The sequence below is a fragment of the Staphylococcus sp. FSL W8-1268 genome, assembly GCF_038003965.1.
GTDB lineage: Bacteria > Bacillota > Bacilli > Staphylococcales > Staphylococcaceae > Staphylococcus > Staphylococcus hominis.
Map to the genome: position 1 here is coordinate 1,945,835 of NZ_JBBOQE010000001.1, position 18,928 is coordinate 1,964,762.

The 18,928-nt window shown below is 29.3% G+C and carries 17 protein-coding genes; 2 read left to right on the forward strand and 15 right to left on the reverse strand.

What is annotated here, in order from left to right:
- Positions 1–126: 126 nt before the first annotated feature.
- Complete coding sequence (locus NST64_RS09915) at positions 127–795, reverse strand: Bax inhibitor-1/YccA family protein (RefSeq protein WP_049418595.1); 669 nt, start codon at positions 793–795, stop codon at positions 127–129.
- A 444-nt stretch (positions 796–1,239) separates the two neighbouring features.
- Between NST64_RS09915 and NST64_RS09920 the strand changes: the two genes are divergently transcribed.
- A complete protein-coding gene (locus tag NST64_RS09920; RefSeq protein WP_107632384.1) occupies positions 1,240–2,034 on the forward strand; it encodes a LysM peptidoglycan-binding domain-containing protein in 795 nt (264 codons plus the stop codon).
- 69 nt (positions 2,035–2,103) lie between these two features.
- Here NST64_RS09920 and NST64_RS09925 read toward each other — a convergent pair whose 3' ends face one another.
- From NST64_RS09925 to NST64_RS09955, 7 genes are all read right to left on the reverse strand, one after another.
- On the reverse strand, positions 2,104–3,108 hold the full coding sequence (locus NST64_RS09925) for an inorganic phosphate transporter (RefSeq protein ID WP_002449135.1): 1,005 nt from the start codon (positions 3,106–3,108) through the stop codon (positions 2,104–2,106).
- Between the two features lie 14 nt (positions 3,109–3,122).
- Positions 3,123–3,740: a DUF47 domain-containing protein gene (locus NST64_RS09930; protein ID WP_002449132.1), complete on the reverse strand. Its 618-nt coding sequence runs from the start codon at positions 3,738–3,740 to the stop codon at positions 3,123–3,125.
- Positions 3,741–4,001: 261 nt separating this feature from the next.
- Positions 4,002–5,891, reverse strand: a complete 1,890-nt coding sequence (locus NST64_RS09935) for an FtsX-like permease family protein (protein ID WP_107632383.1) — start codon at positions 5,889–5,891, stop codon at positions 4,002–4,004.
- On the reverse strand, positions 5,881–6,642 hold the full coding sequence (locus NST64_RS09940) for an ABC transporter ATP-binding protein (protein ID WP_037556016.1): 762 nt from the start codon (positions 6,640–6,642) through the stop codon (positions 5,881–5,883). The genes NST64_RS09935 and NST64_RS09940 overlap by 11 nt, the downstream gene beginning before the upstream one ends.
- Before the next feature lie 253 nt (positions 6,643–6,895).
- Entirely contained in the window at positions 6,896–7,936 is a 1,041-nt protein-coding gene (locus NST64_RS09945) for a sensor histidine kinase (protein WP_049418589.1), read from the reverse strand.
- Positions 7,929–8,603: a response regulator transcription factor GraR/ApsR gene (gene graR / locus NST64_RS09950; protein WP_049418586.1), complete on the reverse strand. Its 675-nt coding sequence runs from the start codon at positions 8,601–8,603 to the stop codon at positions 7,929–7,931. Before graR ends, NST64_RS09945 begins: the two co-directional genes overlap by 8 nt.
- A gap of 14 nt (positions 8,604–8,617) precedes the next feature.
- On the reverse strand, positions 8,618–9,541 hold the full coding sequence (locus NST64_RS09955) for an NAD(P)H-binding protein (RefSeq protein ID WP_049418584.1): 924 nt from the start codon (positions 9,539–9,541) through the stop codon (positions 8,618–8,620).
- A gap of 93 nt (positions 9,542–9,634) precedes the next feature.
- Between NST64_RS09955 and NST64_RS09960 the strand changes: the two genes are divergently transcribed.
- Positions 9,635–10,141, forward strand: a complete 507-nt coding sequence (locus NST64_RS09960; protein ID WP_049418583.1) for a GNAT family N-acetyltransferase — start codon at positions 9,635–9,637, stop codon at positions 10,139–10,141.
- Between the two features lie 134 nt (positions 10,142–10,275).
- Here NST64_RS09960 and NST64_RS09965 read toward each other — a convergent pair whose 3' ends face one another.
- From NST64_RS09965 to NST64_RS09995, 7 genes are all read right to left on the reverse strand, one after another.
- On the reverse strand, positions 10,276–11,343 hold the full coding sequence (locus tag NST64_RS09965) for a YkvI family membrane protein (RefSeq protein WP_002449130.1): 1,068 nt from the start codon (positions 11,341–11,343) through the stop codon (positions 10,276–10,278).
- A 271-nt stretch (positions 11,344–11,614) separates the two neighbouring features.
- Positions 11,615–12,055 carry a hypothetical protein gene (locus NST64_RS09970; protein ID WP_227967701.1) on the reverse strand — a complete coding sequence of 147 codons (441 nt, stop codon included), beginning with the start codon at positions 12,053–12,055 and terminating at the stop codon, positions 11,615–11,617.
- A 178-nt stretch (positions 12,056–12,233) separates the two neighbouring features.
- Positions 12,234–12,614 carry a dihydroxyacetone kinase phosphoryl donor subunit DhaM gene (gene dhaM, locus NST64_RS09975; protein ID WP_049418578.1) on the reverse strand — a complete coding sequence of 127 codons (381 nt, stop codon included), beginning with the start codon at positions 12,612–12,614 and terminating at the stop codon, positions 12,234–12,236.
- Positions 12,615–12,833: 219 nt separating this feature from the next.
- On the reverse strand, positions 12,834–13,625 hold the full coding sequence (locus NST64_RS09980; RefSeq protein WP_002455667.1) for an ABC transporter ATP-binding protein: 792 nt from the start codon (positions 13,623–13,625) through the stop codon (positions 12,834–12,836).
- A 186-nt stretch (positions 13,626–13,811) separates the two neighbouring features.
- Positions 13,812–14,645, reverse strand: coding sequence for a YitT family protein (locus tag NST64_RS09985; protein WP_107632382.1), 834 nt, complete (start codon positions 14,643–14,645; stop codon positions 13,812–13,814).
- A 514-nt stretch (positions 14,646–15,159) separates the two neighbouring features.
- Positions 15,160–16,392 carry a NupC/NupG family nucleoside CNT transporter gene (locus tag NST64_RS09990; RefSeq protein WP_049418576.1) on the reverse strand — a complete coding sequence of 411 codons (1,233 nt, stop codon included), beginning with the start codon at positions 16,390–16,392 and terminating at the stop codon, positions 15,160–15,162.
- A gap of 282 nt (positions 16,393–16,674) precedes the next feature.
- Entirely contained in the window at positions 16,675–18,846 is a 2,172-nt protein-coding gene (locus tag NST64_RS09995) for a bifunctional glycosyltransferase/CDP-glycerol:glycerophosphate glycerophosphotransferase (protein ID WP_145441835.1), read from the reverse strand.
- Between the last annotated feature and the right edge of the window lie 82 nt (positions 18,847–18,928).

The following is an 18,928-nucleotide window of genomic DNA, read 5'->3' on the forward strand; positions in this document are numbered from 1 at the left end:
GATGCTCTATAATTGCCTTCTTACTTTAATAAAATAAACAGCTTAGACTACTCTTTATTTAAAATGTTTTGAAAACAATGTGAGAACATCTTTTCTAAATATTCAACTTATTATAAATATGAATGACTAGTTTTTAAAGCGGTTTGCTAAATTCAATATATCTTTAATGATGTTTAATAAATTAAGAAATAAATTAAACCCCATTTCTCTTGGCGTAAATCTACCATGTTTCATGCGATTAAAATCAAATAATGTATATAGTAAAAACAAGACTAAACTAACCATTGTAATAACGATATGGAATATTGAATTATGAATAAATAAGCCAACTAGACTAGCAATAATAAGGGCAATTAACGTTACAAATAAATATTTACCTAAGCTAGAAGCATCATGAATAACAAAATACCCCAATATTCCAAATACAATGAATGCTATAATGGCTAACAATATATTTTTATAAAAAACCTCTGCTCCTAAATTTTGCATATACATTGAAAATGTTGCATACGATAATAAACCAATAATAATAGCATAGATATGCGAAATAATAAGACCATATTTACGTGCTCTTTTAATAAATAACGTCGCTAATACAATGACAAATAATGTAATTGATAAAGGACGTCGCCATTCTACAGGCAAATATTGACCTAAATAACAGCCAATCCCAAAAATAAGCCAATAATATGTAAAAAATAGCCAAACTTTACGATATGCATGGTTTTGTCGAGTATTATCTTTTGAACGTACGCTCTGATGTTGATGATTTACTAAATTTGAAGAACTTGACATCTTATACTCCTCTTTTAAATAGTGTCTTACAAATATTGTACAATATTTGTTGGGAATACAAAAATAGTATAATTTATTTACTTTTAAGTAAGCATCCTATCAAGAAAATATAAAAATTATTACAAGTTTAAATCATTAAACACAATTCAACCTACTTCTTACATGATACGTACTTGCTTCAATTTTACTATAAGAAATATTACAAATTTCTTTTTAAAAAAATTTAATTTTATCTAAATAAAACTGTTAAAGACTACTGTATCAAGGTTTTTATCTATTTACAAAAAATAGTATTACTTTTAATAATATTACAAGATAATAACAACCCACATATTCTTATATTTTTTTGATAGTATATGCATGTGATATAAAAAGATGAATTATACAAATTTAACAATATTAAATTCTAAAAATAAATTTTAAAATTCAAGGAGGATACGTAGTTTGAAAAAGTTAGCTTTTACGTTGTCTATTGCGTCAGGCGCTGTAGCATTTTTCTCTCATCATGCTGAAGCATCAACACAATATACTGTTCAACCTGGAGATTCCTTATGGAGTATTGCAAACAAATACAATACGCCTGTTGATGAGCTTAAACGAAATAATCACTTAAATGGTAATTTAATTTTTCCAGGACAAGTACTAACTATTAATGGATCATCTACTACTACATCAAGTAGTTTATCAAGTAAGTCTTCTACTACTTATACTGTTCAATCTGGTGATTCACTTTCTCGTATCGCTAATAAATATGGAACTTCAGTTACTGACTTAATGAATACAAATAATTTTTCAAATTATTTAATTTACCCTGGTCAAATATTAAAAATTCCAAGTAGTTCAAGTACTACAAACTCATCGTCTACTACTGCTTCTCAAAGCACTGGTTATTCTTCACCAACCTTTAACCATCAAAATTTTTACACTGCTGGTCAATGTACGTGGTATGTATTTAATCGTCGCGCTCAAGCTGGATCACCCATTAGTACATATTGGTCTGATGCTAAGTATTGGACTTATAATGCTGCTTCAGATGGTTATATTGTTAATCATACCCCTACTGTTGGATCAATTATGCAATCGACTGCTGGGTATTATGGCCATGTAGCATATGTGGAGCGTGTGAATCCAGATGGTAGTATTCTAATTTCAGAAATGAATTATACATATGGGCCTTATAATACAGATACTCGTGTGATTCCTGCTTCATTAGTTTCTAGCTATAACTATATTCATTAATATGATTCAAACCACAAAATAAGCTTGAGACATGTTTATGTCTCAAGCTTATTTTGTGGTTAATTTACCTTAAAGAAAAATATTTAAAATCCAAAATATAATTGCTGCTAAAATAGCAGAAATTGGCAACGTAATAATCCATGTAATAATCATACGTTGAGCTGTATTCCACTTTACACCTTTTGCACGATTTGATGCACCTACACCTAAAATTGATGACGATACAACGTGTGTTGTAGATAATGGGAAGTGTAATGATGAAGCAACGAAAATCGTTAATGCTGAAGATAAATCAGCAGCTGCTCCATTAGCAGGTCGTATTTTCATTATATTTCCGCCTACTGTTTTAATAATTTTCCAACCACCAATTGCAGTTCCTAGACCCATTGCTGTGGCACAAGCAATTTTAACCCATAATGCCGGTTCCACATTCGTTGGATCTTGTAAATTCGCTACAATCAAGGCAAGAGTAATAATACCCATTGATTTTTGAGCATCATTTGTACCATGTGAAAACGATTGAAGCGCTGCAGTAAACATTTGGAAAAAGCGGAAATTACGATTTGCTCTCGTAAGATTCGCATTTTTAAAAACAATTTTAACAATTGTATACATGATAAAACCAACACAAAATGCGATAATTGGTGAAATAATTAATACAATGATAATCTTAGTAAAACCTTGATAATGTAATACTGTAAATCCCTGTGCAGCTATTGCAGCTCCAGCAATAGCACCGATTAAGGCATGCGATGAAGAACTTGGTATACCATATAACCAAGTCACCAAATTCCAAACAATAGCAGCGATAATAGCCGCTAATACTACTACTAGACCATTTTGTAATTTAAATGGATCTACGATATCTTTAGTAATTGTTCCAGCTACCCCTGTAAAAGTAAGTGCCCCTATAAAGTTCATAACTGCAGCTAGAAAAATAGCTGTTCTTGGTGTCAATGCACGCGTAGAAACCGCAGTAGCAATTGCATTTGCTGTATCATGAAAGCCATTGATAAAGTCAAAGACTAGAGAAAATACAACGATAGCTATAGTGATGACTAATACATATTCCATAATTTAAAACTCCCTTAGCTATTTTTCATGATAATTGTTTCAAAGTTGTTAGCAACAGCTTGACATTTATCAGCGATATTTTCTAAGCTTTCGTAAATATCTTTAATTTTAATTAAAGTGATTGGATCTGTTTCACTATTAAAGATATGTTTAATTGATTGTCTTAATATACCATCACAATTTGTTTCAAACTCTTTAATATTAATTGAATGAATTCTCATGTGAGATAATTTTTTATCAACAAGTAAACCAACTGCTAATTTCATTTCAGCGACAGCTTTTTGAATATTGTCAACAAATTCAGCCATATATTCATCAGTATATTCAATTGAATACATTTCAAACATTCCAGATGTTTCTTCCATTGCATCAAGTACATCATCGATTGCATTACACAATGATAGAATGTCTTCTCGTTCAATAGGAGTGATAAATGTTTGATTTAAGTCGCTAATGACCTTGTGCATAAGTTCGTCACCATGTGACTCGTACGTTTTAATGTTATCAGAATAAGCTTTTAAATCTAAATGGGTATTAAAATCCATTTTCCCGAATTCTACAGCTGCACGGTCCAGATTAAATACCATTTCTTCTAATTGAACCATAAACTTATCCTTTTTCTTAGTGAACATTATAATGCCTCCATTTTAGCGATTGCTATCAATCACACGTTTATTATTTAATTTAAGACAATTTAAAAATGAGCTACATTTACAATAGCTTATTTTAAAACATTATTTAGAAAGCTTTTGTAAAGTTTATGTAAATATAATGTTATACCAATTACGATACACTTCTACTTAACACCTAATTTGTCTCTAATTGAAAATATCATAATTTTTTCATCTCTACAATAAATTTACAAATTCTTTACAAACTCGAAATATTCTCTCTTAAATTGAGTGATTGATTGTTCGCTTAGAATGATTATAAGCAATAAATGCAAACATACTATATACTATTGTATAAATAATCATAACTATAAAAATGGACATTTGATTTGTAAATCCTATAAATTTCATAAATACAAGTGCTGCAAAATATGCATGCAGCAAAGCAATAGCCAAAGGTAGTCCAAAGTTAAACGCCACTTTCAATTTTAGACCTCTAGCCATGTCTTTTTGAGTAAAACCTAATTTACGTAATATTGAATAATTTTCTAATTCATCTTCAGTTTCATCAATTTGTTTAATATAGATAATACATCCAGTTGCTATAAGAAATGCAATACCTAAAAAAGAACTTACAAATAATAAAATTCCTGTTAAACTTGAAATTTCGCTTGCTATCTGACTTCTAGTTTTTAAATTCTGATTCATGTGATTGATAGTCTTTTCTAATTTAGGTATATCTTTTGTATGTTTTAAATCAAAACCATGTTGAGAAATGATGTCCTTATTTTTAACATGTTGTTTTATAAATTGATAATCCCCGTTATTAAGCACGAGTGTCGGTCCACCTAAATCTACACTCTCTTTAAAATAAACTTTATGAATCACTTTTTGAAGTTGAACTTTAGTATGATGTCGCTTCGTACCAATCATTGTTGTTCCGTGTGGCCGATGTTTAGTTAATTCAGGAATAACATCTTCTGGGATAATTAAATCTGCTTGTCCTTTTTTCAAAGAAATATTTGAAAAGTAATCTTCACTTGTTATAGTCACCGAATAAGGTCTAGCTGCATTTACATCAAATAGATGATCTTTATATAAATGCGTGTACACTACTTGCTTATAATTATAGTTATATGCAATATGCTGTTGCTCTAATTGATATTTTAACTTCTCGGACAAGGTGTCGTTGTTCGTTGTTACTTCATACGGTGATTCTAATAAAATTTCTTTACTTAAAGATCCTCGACTAATTGCTGCAAAACATAGGACAGATACAGTAATAGCAGAAATAATAGAAATGATTGTTAAAGAAAAAGCATTCTTTCTAATCCTAAACATTAATGAAGAAGTGAAAATAACATCATTTACAGTTACATTTCCACTTTTAAATGATTTAATTATTTTTAATATTAGAGACACTGAACTTCTAAAAAAGAAATAGGCTCCGATCACAGTTAAAAATAAAATAATGAAAGGTAATACGATATCATCTAATAATTCAACAAATCGTGTGGATAAATAATATCCTGCCAAAATGAAAACAATACCTAAAATTCCTAGAATAATTTCTCCAAATGTAATATGTTTACCTGTTTCATCTATATATTCTTCAGACTCCATTAATTGTGTAACAGAATATTTATTTAAGAAAATGATAGCTTGAAGAATAATTAAAATATATGCAACGATTAAAATAAATAAGGTTTGAATTATAGCGTCTACACTAAAAATAAGCGATACCGAAGTATGTATACCTAATAATTTCAATATAATCATAAGTAAAATTTTAGACCCAACACTCCCTATAATCATACCTAAAACTGCAGTGATCAAGAAAATAAACAATTGTTCTAACATAAACATATAAATAATACTTACTTTATTTAACCCCATAATCTGTAATAGTCCCAATTCGTAACTTCGTCTTTTAATAAAAAGAATATTGGTATACATAATAAAGACAACGATGATTATAAATAGAAAATAACTTCCTATTTTAGAACCCTCTCTAATAATAGATAAAGACTCATGTATATGGAGATGATGAACATATTTAATCGTAATAAAACTAAAATATAAAACAGTACTAATGACTAATGAAAACATATAAATAGCATAGTGCTTAATATTTCTTAGGAAATTTCTCCAAATAATATAGCTAAAACTCATAAACCTTGCCACCTAATATACTTTGGGCTCTTAATATTTCTTCATAAAATAATTGTTTATTATCTTGTCCTTGATAAATTTCAGTAAATATTAAGCCATCTTTCAACATTACAACACGATTAGAAAAACTTGCTGCAAGTGGATCGTGTGTAACCATGATAATAGTTACATCATAGATTTTATTTATTTTTTCAAAACGTATGAGTAAATCTCTAGTGTTCTTAGAGTCTAAAGCCCCTGTTGGTTCATCCGCAAAAATAATTTTAGGATATGTAATAAATGCACGCGCTGCAGATGTTCGTTGACGTTGTCCCCCTGAGATTTCAGACGGATATTTATCACTAATATCATATATATTAAGCGCTTCAGTAATTTGTCTATAACGTTTATTCATTTCTTCCTTATTTAATTTAAGTACTGATAAAGGCAACATAATATTTTCTTTTACAGTAAGTGTGTGTAATAAATTATATTCTTGAAAAATAAATCCAATATCTTTTTTTCTAATTTCTGATAGTTCCCTATTTGATAACTTTTCCAATTGTTTTCCATTTAGTATGACAGATCCTTGTGATAAATAATCTATTGAACTTAAAACATTAAGTAATGTTGTTTTACCAGAGCCAGAAGGTCCCATAATTGAAACAAACTCTCCTGTTTCAATGTTTAAATCAATACCTCTTAACACTTCTTGTATCGTTTGTTTTGTCCCATATGTTTTAACAATTTGCTTTGCTTGTAATATTGTCAATTTAGAATGTCCCTCACTATCATATATTTTAACTATTGAATGATATAGATGAACCTGAGACGTCATTATAAAGTCTCAGGCTTTACCCAATGTTCTGCTCACTTGTTATACTAAAATGTTATTTCCATAAGCTTAATTTATGTATTTACTTTAAATATTATATAAGTTTTAGTTCAAACTTTTTATAGTAAAGTCCAATATCTTCTTTCTATAAAACGAACAATTACATTTATACACTATTTTAACAACACCATTATGATAAACTTAATTTCTCTTGTGACATTCTTTCTATGACTTCGTTTTGCATAGGGAACGTTAAAATAAATGTTGTTCCTTCTCCCACCGTCGACTCGACCTCTACTTCAATACCTAATGGATGTCTTACACTTTCTACTAAGTATAAACCAATTCCAGAAGAAGTTGTTTCATTACGATTTGCGGTAGAAGTATAACCTCTTTCAAAGATACGTGGTAAATCTTTAGCGCTAATCCCACGTCCATAATCAGTAATTTCTAAAGCGATATGGTCTTTTTTAGCTAACGATCGAATAACAATATCTTTTCCTTGAGAATATTTCAAAGAATTAGATAAAATCTGTCTAATCATCATGCGACACCATTTTACATCTGTAAATACTTCTGGATTCGTATCAAATTCTAATACATAGCCAATACCTTTAACTTGACTGATATGACGAGTAAGTTGAATTTCTTCTATCACTAAACGTTTTAATGGTACTTTTTCGAAATACATATCTCTATTTTTAGATTCAAGACGTGTTAAATAAAGTTGCTTATCTAATAATTCATTCACTCTTGACCATTCATAAAGTAAGGCTTTCTTACGTTCCATATCTTCAGCTTGATCAATTAATAATTTCATTGCTGTAACAGGTGTTTTAATATCGTGAACAAATTCAGTTAACGATTGTTCCGACGCTTGTATATGAATTTGTTGTTCAGTAGCTCTTTCTTTGTGAAACAATAATTTACGATATAAATAGTCCACCATTTCTTGTTGAAATGGATTCTCAGCTAATTCTTTGTGTTTAATTTCTTCGATTTCCTTATTATTATAAAAATGTTGATATAATTTTACTTCTCTTAAAAAAGTAAAAACAAGAAATATACAAGTTAAACCTATATTTAATAGGACAATGTACACTACACTTTCAATTGCCATATCATAGTCTATATATGCCATCCCTAAAAATACAAACTGTAAAAATATAATCCAAAATATCCAATTACTTCGTGTTTTAAGAAATAGCCAAAACCATTTCACATTACTCATGTGCCATATATCCTTTACCTACTTTTGTTTCAATTTCTGTTTCCATACCGATCTCAGATAATTTTTTTCGTAATCGATTTACATTGACTGTTAATGTGTTATCACTAACAAACGCTTCGTCATCCCATAACGCTGTAATTAATGTATCTCTAGTCACAATTTGATTTTGTTTTTGAATTAACATTTCTAAAATAATCATTTCAGTTTTAGATAAATAAATGATTTTATCGCCTTTTTGAATACTATCTTTTGAAAGATCGACTAGTGCATCTTGCCAATTTAATGTACGTCTTTCTTCTGCGCCAAATTGATATACGCGTCGATAAACTGCTTGTAACTTCGCAATTAGTACGTTGGTATGAAAAGGCTTTTGCATATAATCATCTGCACCTAATTCCATACTCATCACTTGATCCATAGGATTATCACGTGACGATAAAAATAAAATAGGCACATTAGACACTTGTCTAATTTGACGACACCAATAGAATCCGTCATATTTAGGTAATTGCACATCCATTATAACAATTTCTGGCTGAACATTATGATATGTTTCCATTACGTTACTAAAATCATTGACACCATAAACAAAAAAATCCCAATTTTCTAATTCTTTCTTTAGTTGTTGAAAAAGCGTCTGATCATCTTCTACTAATAATATTTGCATATGTTTTCATCCTATCACTTTGTATATTTCATTTTTTCTCCTGATTGCACACGTCCATTGAAATGCCTAATACGACAATCAATTTCAAACCCTCTCATAATTAAACCTTGTACGGGAGCTTGAAAAAAATAATAGAGTGGCCATAACAATTTAGGAATATAATCATATAGTTGAACAATTACTAAACGCGTTCCTTTAATTTGACGAAATTCCAATTTCCCTTGTTTTTTAGAACGTTTTTTTATAATTGAACCGCCTACTAAATTAAATGTAATTAAACGATTATCATTTACTTCTTTTTTCATTACTAATAGAGGCTTAAACTCGTTACGAGCATATATTATATATCGATTTTCTATATATTTCGTGTGTAAAAATGTACCACGTGTATCATTCAGCCATTTAAAAAAATAAGCGACTAATTGTTCTAAAGACCATTTCCTAGGTAATATCATTCTTAATGCTGTCCGTATATCATTATATTTAGACATTTGTAACTCAACATTAATATGAGAGCGCTTGATATAGGTCTCAGTCGTTTCTACAGGAACACCATAGTTTTTTAAACACTGTATTGTCTCATTATCAAAGCGACTCCCCCTTACGTACAAAATTTTATTTATTCCTTGTTGTGCTGCTGCCCTTGCAAAATTATCGGCTGCAATGAGATTTAAATCACGTGCCGTTGCTTGAGTAAGCTTGGCAGAATTTTTATTAGGATCTAAATAAAATACTGCAATATTCATCCCTGACATTGCTGATTTAACATCTTCATAATTATAAATATCTTTTTTTAGCCATTTTATATTATGATTAAATTCTTTTTTTGTATTTGGATATTTAGATAAAGCAAACAAATTTGCATCATTTTCTATCGCACTACTAATATTCTTACCTATATATCCACTACCACCCGCTAATAATACATTAGGTTTCATTATTCTGTTACTCCTTTTTAAAATTCTAAATATGTATATTTTTTAAATAATTGGTATAATGTATGTTATATTACTATCTCAGGAGGAAGCCGAATGGCTCATATTATTCGTGAAATTAGTATAAAAGATACTGAAGCTTTGACAACATTATTAACTAAAATATATGATGAATCTGATTATACACTTTATAATCCTGGAGAATTTAACCCTAGTGTGTCTTCTATTAGTAACCTTCTAGAGCGCATCATCACTTCTCCGAGAAATACCATCTATGTAGCTGAAGAAGATGATCAACTCGTTGGATGTATATTCGTCACTACTGAAAAATACGAGCGTACACAACACGAAGCAGTTATTACACTTGGCGTTACTAAATTGTATCAAAAAAAAGGTATTGGACTTGCTTTAATTAATGCTGTTGAAGCTTGGGCTCTTAACCATAATATTAAACGTCTTCAAGCTTCAGTCGTTCCTGAAAATACACACGCAATCATGCTACTTAAAGGCGCTGGATTTAATATTGAAGGCGAACTTAAAAATAAATTACTGATCAACAATCAATATTTTAATAAATATATTATGGCTAAATTACTACTTTAATTACAATATGTATTATACGCTACGTTCAAAATGCAAAAAAGCAATTCGTGTTAATTACACGAATTGCCTTAGACTGTCTATGAGTTATTTAACTTTGTAGGCAGTTTTTTTATGGAATATTTATTTTATCAATTTTAAGCAATGTGATCTTTGTTATCACTTTTACGTAAATAATATTTAATAAGCACTGCTACTACAATAAATAATCCAACTACGCCCATAATGTTATATAAGAAGTTGATTAAGTCTGCAAAACCAACGAAACTTAAAATAAAGGCTGCAATCATCATAATAATAATAAATATATGATATTTTTTACTGTATGGCTCAGTGAAACGTGCAGCAAACGAATAAGTCAATCCTAAAATAGTATTATACATTACTGCTAACATAATCACTGTTAAAACTAATCCAAGCCATGGATGAATTTCATTCGCCAATTTTAAAGTTGGAATTTGTTCATTTTTAATTTGTGGATATTCTGATTGTAGTGCAAAGTTAATCAGTGCAAGTAAAACAGTATACACTACACCGCCAAATAAAGCACCGGCACCAGATACTTGACGTTTAGATGCATCTCCACCAATCGCTACAACCGTACTAAATCCTACAGCAAAAGCTAATCCACCGTACATTAATCCTCTAATAATACCTAAGAATAAACTTGGGTGATCTACTGTACTATTAACTTTACTGATAGAGATACTTCCAGCAAATAGATAATATATAGCAATAAGAACTACCATGACAATCAAGAATGGTGTAACGAAACCTAACGCTCTTACGATCTTATTAAAGTCTAATAATAGTGTTAAATAAATAACGACCGTCATAATTAACGCGCCAAGCCATGTAGGTATACCAAAACTTTCTTCGAACGTTGCGCCTGAACCTGCAATCATTGTTACAGCAATTCCAAATAAGAAAAAGACTAGAATATAATCAAAGATTTTACTAAATTTTTCACCAAATAAATATTGTAATGTTGATTCATGATTTGTTGCTTCAAAAGCCGTTCCAATTTTAGCGACTTGTCGCCCTATAAATCCTAAAATTAATCCTGATATTAACACGCCAATATATGACCATAGACCATAAGGCGTGAAGAATTGCATTACTTCTTGCCCTGTAGAGAATCCTGCGCCTACTACAATCCCCACATAAGCAAAACCTATTTTTATAGATTCTTTATTCAACCCCATGTATTGATTAACCTCCTTATTTTTGACACATTCAAAATTATAACGTACTAATAATAATATGCAACAGTGCATAAACGTTGTGAGACAACGCTTATCGCTTCTAAGTACTAGCATTAATACTCTTACAAACAATTTAAAAATTTTAATATTTATAATAATTTGTCACAAAAATTATATTTGAGTTACTAAGTAAAACATTATTAAAAAAAGTTAGATAAACTGAATAACCATGGCTATTCATTATCTAACTCTCTTATTTCACTATATTATTTTATTTTGAACTTCCAAATTTCTTTAATTCATCAAAATTGACTATAACATTATCCATGCGTTTAGCTGAATCTTTTAACACATTTCTTGCTACATGATTATTAGGATCTAATTTTAAAATTTGTTTAGCTACTTTAAACGCTTCAGAATCTGAAATAATTGGGTCGGGTATAGCATATAATAATAGCATTTGAAGCAAACTTTTTATTTCCTTACCATTTGTTAACTGAATAGAAGCATCTGCATGATAATATGCCGCTTCTAAAGCGCCTTCTACTTCACTCAAAGGATAGACTAATAATAAAAATGCTAAATCATGTAATTCTGCTGTTTCATTATCCTTCATCATATCTAATATACAAGTATAAAACATAATGTTTTCTTGTTCATGAGCACATGATATATATACTTCTTCGAATTCCATAAAATCAATATTGGACATTATATTTTTAATTTCTTTAAATTTGCCGTTCAGAACGTAAAATTTAATATCTTCTTGTAGCGTAATGTCCACCTACTTTCGTCATCAATATCATGCTATTTATTTTATCATATTCATTTTGGATAATCATTTTATAACCTTTTTTTTATATAAAAAAAACATCAAAATTCATCATTACTTATTTAAATGCTGTAGACTTAAATGAAGATCGATTCACTTCTTGAATCGCTTCATTAGCAGTTTTACCAACACTTAAAGACATTGCTGCTGTAAAGCTTCCTTCTACAATGGGTGCATTTACTTTGTAAATATGATACTTACCTTTATACATATCAATTGCTAAATCAATATTCATTTCTGATGATCCTAAATCATAAAAACATAATGCATCATCATCTAACTGATTAATCAATTGTTCAATATCATCATATGAAGTTCCAATTTCACCGTTTACTCCACCATAAGCAATCACATTTATGTCATTTGTCATTTTATTTAATAAATCTTTAGTTCCCTTAGCTATATTTTCACTATGACTAATAATAACTATAGTTGTCATCATTTCAACTCCAGTCAATCAATTAAATAACGACATTGATTTTTTATTAAAGTGTATCTTAATCAGCGTATTTTCATTATAAAATAACTTATCTGAAAGCGCGAATATTTGTGTATCAAACAAAATATTAGTCATTGACTGCCCATATATTAAAAATGACTGAGATAGGTATCCAACATCATAATAATTGTAGCTGTGTTGCTGAAGTTATAATGGATCTCACCTTTTTTCAAGTAAATTGTAAGTGACTAAAAGTGGTTTCCCTGTTCTAGGATCTTTTCCTAATACTGCATCTATATTAAACACACTTTCTAATATCTCTTTAGATATGACTTGGTCAGTAGGTCCATTATCTATAATTTGTCCTTCTTTCATGATTAACAAATAATCCGAAAATCGAATTGCCTGATTGATATCATGTAAGACCATAACAATCGTACACCCTAATTCTTTATTCAACTGTTGCACCAATTGTAAAATTTCTAACTGATGAGAAATATCTAAGTACGTTGTAGGTTCATCAAGAAAAATAATATCTGTTTTTTGTGCTAAAGCCATTGCTATCCATACACGTTGTCTTTGTCCTCCACTTAAATCATTAATCGATTGATGACGAAATTCTGTAATGCCTGTTACGTTTAATGACCATTCAATTTCATCTTTATCTTTTTTAGATAATCGTCCAAATCCTTTTTGATGAGGAAAACGTCCATATGAAACAAGTTCTTCAACTGTTATACTGTCAGTCACTGTTGGAGTTTGAGGTAAAATGGCAATTTTTTTGGCTACTTCTTTTGTAGATTGATGTTGAATGTTTTGATTATCAAGTAATACTTCTCCATTTTTCACTTCAATCAGTCTTGAAAGTGCTTTTAATAATGTAGATTTCCCACAACCGTTCGGTCCAATAATTGATGTGATTTTACCATCACATATTTGAACATCTAATTCTTTTATAATTGTCGTATTTCTATATCCTATATCTACTTGAGATGCATTTAAACGATTCATATATAGGCCCTACCTTTGTACAAAAAATATTTACGACATCTATTGATAATCGTTCTCAATTAATTATTACTAGTATACCATTTATACACAGTTTTGACTATTCTTTTTACTATGAGACAACTATAAAAAATAACCCTAAAAATCTGAGATATACATAAAACACCTCGAATTTTTAGGGTCCTTTTTTTATTCATCGATTAAAAAACCATTTCCATAAACATCACGCACATCATGAATAACCAAGAAAGCATTCTTATCTATTTTTTTTATAATTCGTTTGGCACGAGTTACTTGAGTTTTAGCTACAACAACATACAAAACGTCTTTTTCTTCTCTACTATAATAACCATGTCCATTCAATATAGTAAGACCTCTACCAACTTGTTCATCAATGGCCTTAGCTACCTCTTCAGGTTTGCTAGAAATAATTGTCATTGCTTTTTTTGTATTAAGTCCTTCAATAACATAATCCATTACTTTCGTGCCTATATAAAGTGAAATCACAGTTACCAATGCTTTACTTAACGGTAGCACTGTTAAAGAAATGGCTACTACAATTAAATCAAAAAATAATAATGCGTATGCTGTACTAACATCTAAGTATTTATTAGCTATTCTTGCTAATATTGTTGTTCCAGCTGTAGTGCCACCTGCTAAAACGATTATTCCAATACCTAGTCCAACACTTGTGCCGCCAAATACCGCATTGATGATGACATTACCTGTTTCTACGTGCCATGATTCTGTAAGACTTAAAAAAACAGAAATAAGTACAGTAGCAATAATTGTTAATATCGTACTTTTTTTACTTAAAAATTTATACCCAATAACAATCAATATTGCATTAGCAACGAAATTAGTGAGCGCTGGTGAAATATGAAAAGCGTAATATAATACAATAGCAATACCTGTGACGCCACCTTCACCTAAATTACCTGATATAACAAATGCATTGACCCCTACTGAAAAGATAAAAGAACCTAGTATAACTAAAAGTATATTTTTTATATTTTTGTTCAAAAACACCCACTCCTTTTACGACTATAACGATTAAAATGTTAGCACAGTCTCATCATTTCCTACAATATACTTTTAAAAATTAAATGTATTAATAAATTTTAAATATCTTAAAATATAAATATTTAATTTAAATATGATACATAGTCATCTTTAAATCTAATGTACTAATAATAAATACGTGAAAATTTTCTGAATTTTTCGTTTACTTATAAATATTAGTTTGCTATACTATGTATAACTTCTTAATTATAAGAAGTTATCTCCTTTGTGTTGTTTATAGTAACAAAACAAATTTTGCTCGAAGTACTGTGACAGTACCTAGTCCTTACCGTTACAAGTACATTAATATTCATTTCCCATAAAAACCAAGTATATAAAGTGTCTCCTCACTTTGCATGCTTGGTTTTTATCATGCAATAAAATGAATAATAAAAATAGGAGTGACATAGAATTCTTTTCGAATTCAATGTTCACTCCTAATGGTTGACTATAAAATGATTTAATTTTTAATACCTTACCATGCAAATAAACCAACAAATGCTGCAGTAAGTAGTGAAACTAAAATACCTGATAATAACATCATCGGTACATATTTTGAAACAAAATCTGATGTTTTCTTATCAACTATACCCTTTAATGTACCAACAATCATCCCAATTGTAGAGAAGTTTGCAAATGAAACTAAGAATGTTGATATCACTGCACGACGATGTGCGCTATATGTATCAATTACTTTTGTAATTTCACCCATAACTACAAATTCGTTTGTGACGATTTTTTTGGACATCTGTTGTGCCACTATCCATGCCTCGCCCCATGGTAAGCCAAGCAATAAAGCAAATGGATACATAAAGACACCTAAGATTTGGTTTAAACCAAAACTACCTTTCAGACCCATCCAACTGCCTACTAATCCAGTAATCAAATTAATAAAACGATCTAAAAAATCAGCCAACGCTACAAAACTAATAACAAAAGCGATAATAATTAGTACTAATTTACCCGCATTTAATACTGAATCTCCTAAAAATGAGAAGAAAGGTTGACGTTCAACTTTTTCATCATTATTAATGCTATAGATAATATCTTCTTTTTCTTCAACAGTGACAGGATTTAAAATAGAAGCCACAATAATTGCATTAATAATATTTAAAGGAATTGCCGTTAACACTAATTCACCAGGAATCATTTGAACATAGGCACCTACAATAGCTCCAGAAATAGAACTCATTGACATCATTGCAACTGTTAATACACGCATTTCATTCATACGCTTAAGTTGTTCGTTAGAGACTGCAAGCGCCTCTGTATTTCCTAAAAACATCATTTCGATACCAAAGAATGATTCGAATTTAGGTTGACGTGTAATTTTCGCAAGTACAAAACCAATTCCTCCAATAATTTTAGGAAGAATATTAAAATACATAAGAATATCAAATAGTGGAACAACTAATAAAATTGGAAATAATGCACTCACTGCCATATCCATTTGTTTACCACTTGTAAAACTACTGAATGCAAAACCTGTTCCAGTATGAGCTGATTGAATAATCCAAGCAATGGCAGCTGCTAAACCTTCAACAATCGATCTTCCAATTTGGAAATATACAAAGAACCATGCTAAGAATACATTTAAAAGAGCTAAGATTAATATAGATTTCCATTGAATATGTTTGCGATCCCTAGAAAATAAAACTGCTATTCCTAAAAATACAAGTAATCCAATGATATTTATTAGTAAAAACATAAGACACCTACCCACATTTTAAAATTAATATGTATCACATTACCCTTAAATAGAACCGTACTATTTTCATAAAATGACAACTAACGTTCTGTAAAAAGTACATTTAACATTATACCATGAGAAAATGTTCGTTAAAATAACATATTTAATAAAATAGTTGTCTATTTCTCTTTTTTGTTGTTATTTATCATAAACACCATTTAAACTTAATCCGGTTATATAGAAAAAGAATGGGAAAACGAATTTAAAGTAACTATTTCCCATTCTTTATATTATTTGATTTTATGATTCATTTTCATGAATATCATTATTAATATAGTCTGCTATAAATTGAGAAGATTGACCTTTTTCAATTGAACAAAAATCATTATAGAACGCTTCAATTTTATCTTTATATTTTTCTTTATGTGTATCTAAATATTTTAATTCTTCAGCAAGTTTAAATTCATCTGTAATAATTTCTCCTGGTAAATCTTCCATATAATTCATATAGAAGCCACGAAGACCTTTATCGTATTTTTCAATATCATAAGCAAAGAAAAATTGAGGACGTTTCAAAATACCATAATCAAACATCACTGACGAATAGTCAGTAATAAGCGCATCAGATATTAAATATAATTCTGAAATATCATTATAATTTGAAACATCAATAGCAAAATCATCGTATCCAGTTAGATCTAATGCATTTGCAATAAGATAATGCATTCTTAGTAAAATGACATAGTCATCTCCAATTTGCTCTTTTAAATTAGCTAAATTTATTTTCAAATCAAATAAATATTGACCTTTTTTAACGAATTCATCATCTCTCCAAGTTGGCGCATACATAATAACTTTTTTATCTTTCGGTAAATTTAAATCTTTTTTAATTTGTTCTATATACTCAGTATCATTTTGTCTTGTAATTAATACATCATTTCTTGGATAGCCAATTTCCCAAATTCTTTCTTCATCCATCCAAAAAGCAGATTTAAAGATATCCGTAGAATAACGGTTTGGAGATACTAAATAATTCCAACGAGATGCTTCTGTATAAAAATTCTTTTTATAATTTGCTGTTGTTGTTCCTGGCATTCTTACCACTTTCATATCATTTGCTAAACGTTTTAACGGTGTACCATGCCAAGTTTGAATATACACTTGATTCTCTTTTTTATTTAAATACAATGGTAATCGAGCATTTGAAATCCAGTATTTCGCTTTAGCATAGGCTTCATAATATTCTTTGGATCCTTTTTTCACCTTAGTTGCATTTCCAGGAATAATATTGTTATTAGGCTTAGAAAAGACCCAAATATAATTATATTGTGGATAGTGTTGTTGCATATATTCATATATGTACTTTGGACTATCACTGTAATTTTTGCCACCAAATGACTCAAATACAATCGTATGTGGATCTACTATATTTTCATTATCTGTAAGTTGATATTTAGCACGTTCTTTCATCTTACTGTTTGTAAGAATACTTTTAAATAAACGTGTTTTTTTACGTAATTCATTCACATATCTTGCATTCTCAATGTCATTCATAGATAAAAACATGATTTCAAGATTATATAACAATTTACCATCTTTAATGATATTCCATTTTAGTGCTTTTACGACTTTAACTAGAGTGTCCTCTAAAGCAATATATCTTGCTTTAATATCTCTAAGCGAAGGATCAAACCCTTTTTTAATTTCATTTTTCATTCTTTGGACTAAAAATTTCTTAACTTCTTTATTTGTAGTTCTTTGCATAGCATCAAAGAAACTATTTGTATAGTCTTCAAATTTATCAATAAAATCTTGATCACTTAGTGTATTACCATTAAATGGGTCATATACTTCACCACGATAATAAAACGGAAAATTAACAATTCTAACAAAGTGTTCAGCATATTTCAGATACTCTAATACAAATGAATTATCAGTAAAAATGCTTAAATCTTCATTAAATTTAATGTCATGTGCTTTAATAATTGCATTTCTAAATAAAATATTACATACAGTTTCTTTTCTTAAAATTGAATTAGGATATGAATGGTGTGATCGATACTGCAAACGTATCTTATCCTTGTCTACATATTGAGGACGTTGCATTGTAAATTTGTGTATCGGCGCAATTAATGTATCTAAACCATTGATATGATTTAAATAATATTCAATAGCATATGAGGCTAATTGATCATCCGCATCTAAAAACATCACGTATTGACCTTCTGCTGAGTCCAAAGCAATATTTCTAGCATGTGCATGACCAGTATTTGTTTCAAGTTGAATAAACGTCACATCTTTATCATAAGATGCTAACGTTTTATTTAAGATTTGTGTTGAATGATCCGTAGAACCATCATCTACAATAATAATCTCAAAATCTTGATTCCTTTGATTTTTTAAGCTATTAATACAATCTTCAATATATTCTTCACTATTAAAATATGTAATAATTATTGATAGTTTATTCAATATCATTCTCTCCAATTTTATTTATGTTTATTCAATTAATTTTTAAGCAATGGGTTTGTGTACTAACTATATCTTATCAGCC

Bases quoted from the DNA above. Each gene is read 5' to 3' on its own strand.
- NST64_RS09990 (WP_049418576.1), bottom strand. From the start codon at position 16,392: ATGTTTTTACTAATAAATATCATTGGATTACTTGTATTTTTAGGAATA.
- NST64_RS09930 (WP_002449132.1), bottom strand. From the start codon at position 3,740: ATGTTCACTAAGAAAAAGGATAAGTTTATGGTTCAATTAGAAGAAATG.
- graR (WP_049418586.1), bottom strand. From the start codon at position 8,603: ATGCAAATATTATTAGTAGAAGATGATCAGACGCTTTTTCAACAACTA.
- NST64_RS09960 (WP_049418583.1), top strand. From the start codon at position 9,635: ATGGCTCATATTATTCGTGAAATTAGTATAAAAGATACTGAAGCTTTG.
- NST64_RS09955 (WP_049418584.1), bottom strand. From the start codon at position 9,541: ATGAAACCTAATGTATTATTAGCGGGTGGTAGTGGATATATAGGTAAG.
- NST64_RS09925 (WP_002449135.1), bottom strand. From the start codon at position 3,108: ATGGAATATGTATTAGTCATCACTATAGCTATCGTTGTATTTTCTCTA.
- NST64_RS09980 (WP_002455667.1), bottom strand. From the start codon at position 13,625: ATGAATCGTTTAAATGCATCTCAAGTAGATATAGGATATAGAAATACG.
- NST64_RS09935 (WP_107632383.1), bottom strand. From the start codon at position 5,891: ATGAGTTTTAGCTATATTATTTGGAGAAATTTCCTAAGAAATATTAAG.
- NST64_RS09965 (WP_002449130.1), bottom strand. From the start codon at position 11,343: ATGGGGTTGAATAAAGAATCTATAAAAATAGGTTTTGCTTATGTGGGG.
- NST64_RS09970 (WP_227967701.1), bottom strand. From the start codon at position 12,055: ATGTCCAATATTGATTTTATGGAATTCGAAGAAGTATATATATCATGT.
- NST64_RS09945 (WP_049418589.1), bottom strand. From the start codon at position 7,936: ATGAGTAATGTGAAATGGTTTTGGCTATTTCTTAAAACACGAAGTAAT.
- dhaM (WP_049418578.1), bottom strand. From the start codon at position 12,614: ATGACAACTATAGTTATTATTAGTCATAGTGAAAATATAGCTAAGGGA.
- NST64_RS09915 (WP_049418595.1), bottom strand. From the start codon at position 795: ATGTCAAGTTCTTCAAATTTAGTAAATCATCAACATCAGAGCGTACGT.